Origin of the sequence: Streptomyces alkaliterrae, assembly GCF_007097205.2 — a bacterium.
GTDB classification, from domain to species: domain Bacteria; phylum Actinomycetota; class Actinomycetes; order Streptomycetales; family Streptomycetaceae; genus Streptomyces; species Streptomyces alkaliterrae.
Genome location: NZ_VJYK02000298.1, coordinates 1 through 6,831 on the forward strand (window position 1 = coordinate 1; position 6,831 = coordinate 6,831).

The following is a 6,831-nucleotide window of genomic DNA, read 5'->3' on the forward strand; positions in this document are numbered from 1 at the left end:
GGGTGGGAGGGCCGTCTCGTCGAACGGGTCCGTGAGGTCGAGCGGTTGGAGTAGTTCGAGGGGTCCGTCCTCCCTCGTCAGCCGGTAGTGGCCGGGGCGAGGCAGGTCGGCGACCTGTCCGGGCCGCCGGGCGTGCACGACAAGCTGGCCGAGGTGCGGCACCGGTCCCTTCACGGCGCGGACCGGCGGCAGTTCGGGCAGTAGACAGGCGAGCACGTGCAACCCCAGCAGGGGCAGCAGCCCGGCCGCGGTCTCGGCCGCCTGCGCCAGGGACGCCACCGTCTGGAAACGCGGATTGATCTCGACGACCACCGGCGTTCCGTCGTCGGCCACAAGATCGAGGCCGAAGACGCCCCGGAAGCCGTGCCGGCGGAGTACGTCGCCGACGGCACGGGCGGTGTCCCGGACACGGGAGAGGAGCGGGGCGGGCAGGTCGGCGTCGTCCACGAGCTGGTTGCCGCAGTGGGTGCCCCATCCCGGGGTGAGTTCGGGCAGGCCGACGAGCTGGTGGGAGACGGCGGAGACGACGGTCCGGTCCGCTCCCGCGCAGGCGCTGACGGTCAGCGGCAGTCCGTGCACAAGCCTGCTGAGCCGCAGGGTGTGGCCGGCCCACGCGTTCAGGGCCGCGGGGAGCGCTTGCGGGGTGTCGACGAGAACGGTGCCGCGTCCCGCGAGGTTGTTCTCCCGACGCTGGAGAACCGCGGCCCCCCAGCCGTCCGGCCAGTACGAGGCGGCCGACCGGCGCCGCTTGGCCGGGATCACCACGCAGTCGGGCACCGCTACCCCCGCCTCGGCCAGCAGTTCCAACGAGTCGATCTTGTCGGAGGCGCGGGCGGTGATGCCGCCGGTCGGGGCCAGTAGCGGACAGCCGTGCTGCCGGGTCCAGTCCCGCGCGTGCTCGCCGTGTTCGGGGGCGAAGGCGACGGCGACCGTGCGCCTTCCGGGGTGGTGTGTGGGTCGTTGCGGCGGTGGGGCCGTCAGCAGTGGGGAGACGGGAACGTGTCGCACCAGCCCGGTGGCGGGCCGGTAGGAGGCCGGCAGGAAGGCGGAACGGTCGAGGAAGACGATCTCGTCGGTCAGCCGCTCCAGTCGAGCCGTTCCCTCGTCGAGGTCAACGCCTTCCAACGTGACGGGTCGGTGGTCGTTCTGTTCCCCTGGCGGTGCCAGGGTGGCGGAGGCCGGCCCGGGTCGGGCGGGCGACGGGACGTTCGGGTACACGAGCGGTTCCTTCGGTGGTCAGCGGCCTAGCGGCGGGGCGGGGACGGTGGGGCGTCGGGCCGGAGCAGCCTGCTGCGGGAGGAGGCGAGGCGGCTCAGCGTGTGCAGGGCGTCGGCGTCTCCCCCGAGCAGGGAGGGGCCACGGCCGACGAAGCGGGCGCAGATGCCGTGGTGCGCGGCGTGGACGTCGGCGAGGGCGGCGCGGAGCGCGCGTTCGGCGAGGCACCCTCCGGGGCAGGCTCCGGCGTGGGCCCTGCCCCAGACTCCGAGCTGTCGCACGAGGGCACGGTGGTCGGCGGACCACAGGCCGGAGAAGCCCTCCCGTTCCTCGGGCGGTTCCATCAACGGCCGCACCTTGGTCCTGTAGGCGTGTGGCGCGAAGGAGGCGGTCGCTTCCATGGCAGCCGTACTCGCTCGGAGCAGGAGGGCCGCGTCTCGGGTCGCGGCCGGCCCGGGGTGGCGTCCCACCGGCCTGGCGGTAGCGTCGCGCAGGGCGACGACGGTGGCCGCGGTGAGGGCGAAGAACAACCGGTGTCCCGTGCTCCAGCGGGCCGGCGGAGTCGCGCGCGACGTGCCGGCGGGGGCGGGGGCGCTCTGGCCGCATACCGCCAGTGCCGTGTGCAGTGCGGCCCGGGTCTCCGCCGAGGCCCAGACGCTGACTTCGGCGGTGGTTCGCAGCAGTGCCCGGAGCAGGGTGCGGGCCGGTTCGTGAGAGGTGCGGGCCACGTTGAAGTGCGCGTCGTAGACGGCCTCCCGGGGGTTCGGAAGAGGTTCGGCGCCCCCGAGGCGGGACGCGGTACCGGGGCGGGAAGGGATGCCGGGTCCGTCGCCCGAGGGAGAGCGTTCCGCCTCGTCGCGGAGTGCCGAACGGGCGTCGGGCAGCAGTTCGGGCGGCGGCAGCCACACGGGGCTCGTACGAGTGATCATGACTCCATGAGGGCGTGGGGCCGGGGCCCCGCGTCCAGTTTCCGTACATGGACGAGCGTGCGTTTCGAACCGCCGCCGCGGACGCGGCCGGGCGCCTTACCGATCACTGGCGGGCTCTGGCCTCCTGCGACCTCCCCGTGGTACCGCCCGGTCCGCCGGGTACCACTCTCAAGGCGCTCCCGGATTCGGCGCCGGAGCGGGGCGAGGATCTGGCAGCCATCCTCGACGACACCTGGCGCACGATCGTGCCGGAGTTGGTGCACTGGCAGCACCCGAACTTCCTGGGCTACTACCCGACCAGCAACTCGCCCGCGTCGGTCCTGGCCGAGCTGGTCACGGCGGGGCTGGGCGTGCAGGGCATGATGTGGTCGACGTCGCCGGCCGCCACCGAGTTGGAACAGCGGGTGTGCGACTGGCTCGCCCGCGCCCTGGACCTGCCGGCCCGTTTCACGCACGCGTCCAGGCAGGGCGGTGGCGTCATCCTGGACTCGGCGTCGTCGGCCGTGCTGATCGCCGTGGTCGCGGGCCTGCACAGGGCCTCCCGGGGGCGGTGGCGTGAGCACGGGACGGAGGGCCGGCTGCGGGTCTACTGCACGGACCAGGCCAACAGTTGTGTACCGAAGGCGGTCCGCGTCGCCGGGGCGGGCGAACCCGTCCTCGTCCCGACGGTTCCCGGTGCGCACGTCATGGACCCGGCCGCACTGGCCGAACGCGTCGACGCCGACCGGGCCGCCGGCCTGGTGCCCGCCGCCGTCATCGCGACCGCCGGCACCACCGTCACCTGCGCCACCGACCCGGTGCCCCGGATCGGCGCCGTCTGCCGGGAACGCGGCATCTGGCTGCACGTCGACGCCGCCTACGCCGGCAGCGCGGCGCTCTGCCCGGAGCTGCGCGAGGACAACACCGGGCTGGAACTCGCGGACTCCTACGCCGTCAACGCCCACAAGTGGCTGCGCACCGGCACTCCCTGCGACGTCCTGTGGGTCGCCGACCGGAAGGACCTGACCGACGCTCTCGGCTCGACCGCCTCCTACCTGCGCGACAACGCCGGCGACTCGCCGGAGGTCGTCGACTTCAAGGACTGGCAGATCCCGCTCGGCCGTCCGATGCGGGCCCTGAAGCTGTGGTACGTGCTGCGCGCCCACGGGCTGGCGGAACTGCGGGAGGTGATCCGGCACGACGTCCGACTCGCAGCCCTGCTCGCCTCCCTGGTCGAGCAGGAACCCGGATTCCACCTCGTGGCCCACCGGTTCGGCCTTGTCGTCTTCCGCGCGGACACCGACGACAGGACCCGCGAGCTGACCCGGCGTCTCGCCGAGGAAGCCGACGTCCTGTGCACACCCGCCCTCGTGGACGGCCGGCCGGTACTCCGCGCCGCGTTGGGATCCCCGTACGCCGACGAGACGACCGTCCGCCGCGCCTGGGACCTCGTCCGGGCCCGCGCCGTGTCCGCGTCCTGACTGGAAGGACGGCCCTCCTGGGCCTGCCGGAGTCGCTCCTCCGGCAGGCCCAGGAGAGTCCGCTGCCCCCGAGCGGGACCGCTCTGCCACAGAAGACCGCTCTGTCACAGAAGGCTGGGGCGTACACCGACGAAGTCGACCAGCGTATGACTGACGCTGTCCTCCTTCAGGATGCTCTGCCCGCTCACCTGCACCGCCTGGCAGCCGTCACCGACCTGGGCCCCGGGCGAGAACAGCACGATGTTGCAGACCATCAGCGGTTTCTGCTCGGTCTGGTTGGAGTCGGCCGCGGCCTGTGCCCCGCTCGCCACAACGGCGGCGAGCGCCGCCAGCGACAGGCCGGCCGTACGCATCACGCCCATGGAACGTTCCGCTTTCATGTTCAGAGCCCCAGCGCGGCCGGGATGGCGATGTCCAGGCGATTGATCAGGTCCACGTCCTCGGTGTGCGTCTTCAGCACGCCCTGCTTGACGCTCTGCCGTGCCTCGCACGAACTGGCAGGGGGATTGACGGCCAGCGGTCCGGTGTCGCACAGCATCGATGGGCTGTGGGTGTTGATGTTGGTGTCCGCCGCGGCACCGCCCGCCGTGGCCAGCACCAGCAACCCCGCGGCCAGGGCCGCGGTTTCAACGAACCGATGGGTACGCATCGATGAACTCCTGAATCGAACAAGATGGCCCGGCGGCTCCGGCCGGGCGCGGAGGAGGAGGACGGGGTGCTCAGGGCAGCAGGCCGTCGATTGGTGTGATCACGTCGGCGAAGTCGACGATGTCGAAGCTCTTGCTGTGATGCTTGACGATCTGCTGGTCGACGTGCTGTTCCGTGACGCACGACTGCCGCTCACCACCGACAGAAAGCAGCCCCGCACCGCACTTGAGCGGAGGGTCGGCCAGATTGTCGTTGCTGTCGGCGTGAGCCGTCCCGCCCAGCCCCGCAACCATCAGACAGGAGCAGACCGTCATCACCACGTGCCTGCGCATACGTGCCTTACGCACCCTCTTCGGCTCCTTCACTCAGTCGGCCGCAGCGTGTACGCGGGTATAACGCGGGACCTGGTCGGAGGACACGTTGAGCCGTACCGGGCTCCGTGAGGTCCGGTGATCTGCATCGAGGTAGCGGAGGAACCACCGCGTCCGGTGCGCTCGTTGACGGCTGCTACGAGGGCTGTGGTCCTCGTAGCGGTTCCCGGCGGAGTGTCAGGTGCAGGGTTCGAGCTTTGTCATGTCGACATCGGGCTCGGCGAAGCCCCGGTCGCGCACGGCGTTCCCTCCGGGCCCGAACGCGCGCAGGTCACTCGCCCGGTTCGGCCACGCGCATGCCTCCCGGCTGCGCAAGTCGCCCGAAGTCCGCTGCTGACGGCCGCGCCTGCCGGGCATCGCGGCGGCGGTGGGGAAGGCTGGGGTGGCAACGATCCGTGCGTCCGAAGGGCCCCGATCCATGCCATATTCCCTCGCACGCGGCCGGGCCACCATGGTGGCCGGGACGCTCCTCGCCCTGCTCATGCTGCTTGCGGGCTGCGGCAACGGCGGTGACACCAGGCCCACTCCCTACGGCAGTCCGACGGCCACGGCGGAGGATGGTGCCGTCACCATCACCATCGAGAACTTCACCTACGAGCCGGCGGACCTGGAGGTGGCGCCCGGACAGGAGATCACGGTGGTCAACAAGGACAACGTGGGCCACACGGTGACCGCCACGGGGGACGAGGAGTTCGACACCGGCAACATCGCGGCGGGGCGGTCCGGAACCTTCACCGCACCTTCCGAGGCCGGCAGCTACCGCTACACCTGCTCCTTCCACCCGGACATGAGGGGCACCCTCACCGTCCGCTGACCGGAGCGGTCAGCCGCTCCGGCCGTGCGAGGCGTTGTCACCACGCCGCCCGAGACGGTCGGTGAACCAGTCACGGGCGAGGTCGGTGACCTGCTCCAGGGCTCCGGGTTGCTCGAAGAGGTGGGTTGCGCCGGGGACGACCACAAGCCGGTTCTCACACCGCAACCGGGCCTGCGCCTCGCGGTTGAGGTCGAGCACCGCGTGGTCGTGGCCCCCGACGATCAGCAACGTGGGAGCGGTGACGGCCGGCAGCCGTGGTCCGGCGAGGTCGGGTCTGCCGCCGCGGGAGACGACCGCGCCGATCCTCGCGTCCGGCTCGGCGGCGGCCCAGAGCGCGGCGGCCGCGCCGGTGCTGGCGCCGAAGTATCCGACGGCCAGTCCCCGGGTCTCGGGTTGTTCGCGCAGCCAGCCGGTGGCGTCGGTGAGTCTGCGGCCGAGTAGGGCCGTGTCGAAGACGTTGGCGCGGTCGGTCTCCTCCTCCTCGGTGAGGAGGTCGAACAGGAGGGTGCCGAGCCCGGCCCGGTTCAGGCCGAGCGCGACGAACCGGTTCCGCCGACTGCGCCGGCTGCTGCCGCTGCCGTGTGCGAACGCCACGACACCGATCGCACCCTCGGGCACGGCCAGCCGCCCACGCAGCGTCACCGCTCCCGCGCGTACGGGTGTCTCCCGGCCCTCGGGAGCGGCTGCCGTGGCCGAGCGGACGAGGGCCTCCGCGAGGAGGCCGACGACCTCGTTGTCGTCCGTCTGGGGGAAGTGGGCGTAGTACTGCCCGATCGCGTGGAAGCCTCGCGGGGTGTGCGGGCACAGGAACTCGTCGGCGTCCGTGCCCGGCCTCGGGGTCCAGCCGCGGGGTGCCACGGGGACCGCGAGCACAACGCTCGTGGCCCCACGGGCCCGGGCGACCTGGCAGGCCGCGCGCGCCGTGGAACCGGTGGCGACGCCGTCATCGACGAGCACCGCCGTGCGGCCGGTGAGCGGTTCCGGTTCGCGGCCGGCCCGATAACGCCGGGCGCGGCTCTCCAGCACCTCGCGCTCGTGTTCCTCGACCTCGGCCAGGGCCTCGTCGGTGATCCGTGCGGTACGCAGCACCTCATCGTTGATCACGCGGACGCCGCCCTCGCCGATGGCCCCCATCCCCAGCTCCGGCTGGAACGGCACGCCCAGTTTGCGCACCAGGCAGACGTCCAGCGGCGCACCGAGCGCCTCGGCGATCTCCGCGGCGACGGGGACGCCTCCGCGCGGCAGCCCGAGCACCACGACGTCGGAGTCCCTGAGGTGCTCAAGCCGGGCGGACAGCTGCCGGCCGGCATCCCGACGATCCGTGAAGTACACGGCCCGGCCTCCTCGTCTCCCCCGGGGGTGCGGATGGACGGATACGGATGGGCGGGTGGGTG

At 72.3% G+C, this 6,831-nt stretch carries 8 protein-coding genes; 2 read left to right on the plus strand and 6 right to left on the minus strand.

Translation table 11 applies throughout. The features are described from left to right. Both FNX44_RS21855 and FNX44_RS21860 read right to left on the minus strand, forming a co-directional pair. Positions 1–1,218 (minus strand): ATP-grasp domain-containing protein (locus FNX44_RS21855; RefSeq protein ID WP_143650440.1); only part of this gene is annotated, 1,218 nt, incomplete at its 3' end. A 26-nt stretch (positions 1,219–1,244) separates the two neighbouring features. After that, positions 1,245–2,144, minus strand: coding sequence for a 3-methyl-L-tyrosine peroxygenase-related protein (locus tag FNX44_RS21860; protein WP_143650442.1), 900 nt, complete (start codon positions 2,142–2,144; stop codon positions 1,245–1,247). A 47-nt stretch (positions 2,145–2,191) separates the two neighbouring features. On the opposite strand from FNX44_RS21860, the gene FNX44_RS21865 reads away from it, so the two are divergent. Next, positions 2,192–3,604 (plus strand): pyridoxal phosphate-dependent decarboxylase family protein, encoded by a 1,413-nt coding sequence (locus FNX44_RS21865; protein WP_143650444.1) that lies wholly within the window; start codon positions 2,192–2,194, stop codon positions 3,602–3,604. Between the two features lie 104 nt (positions 3,605–3,708). Here the strand turns inward: FNX44_RS21865 and FNX44_RS21870 are convergent, their stop codons facing one another. From FNX44_RS21870 to FNX44_RS21880, 3 genes are all read right to left on the minus strand, one after another. After that, positions 3,709–3,966: a hypothetical protein gene (locus FNX44_RS21870; RefSeq protein ID WP_153507603.1), complete on the minus strand. Its 258-nt coding sequence runs from the start codon at positions 3,964–3,966 to the stop codon at positions 3,709–3,711. 20 nt (positions 3,967–3,986) lie between these two features. Further along, the gene (locus tag FNX44_RS21875) at positions 3,987–4,253 is read right to left on the minus strand and encodes a hypothetical protein (protein ID WP_143650448.1); all 267 of its coding nucleotides are present in this window, start codon (positions 4,251–4,253) and stop codon (positions 3,987–3,989) included. A gap of 70 nt (positions 4,254–4,323) precedes the next feature. Next, positions 4,324–4,599 (minus strand): hypothetical protein, encoded by a 276-nt coding sequence (locus FNX44_RS21880; protein ID WP_143650450.1) that lies wholly within the window; start codon positions 4,597–4,599, stop codon positions 4,324–4,326. 442 nt (positions 4,600–5,041) lie between these two features. On the opposite strand from FNX44_RS21880, the gene FNX44_RS21885 reads away from it, so the two are divergent. After that, entirely contained in the window at positions 5,042–5,437 is a 396-nt protein-coding gene (locus tag FNX44_RS21885) for a cupredoxin domain-containing protein (RefSeq protein ID WP_228450091.1), read from the plus strand. A gap of 9 nt (positions 5,438–5,446) precedes the next feature. On the opposite strand, the gene FNX44_RS21890 is transcribed toward FNX44_RS21885, so the two are convergent. Further along, positions 5,447–6,769, minus strand: coding sequence for a phosphoribosyltransferase family protein (locus tag FNX44_RS21890; RefSeq protein ID WP_143650452.1), 1,323 nt, complete (start codon positions 6,767–6,769; stop codon positions 5,447–5,449). Positions 6,770–6,831 lie beyond the last annotated feature (62 nt).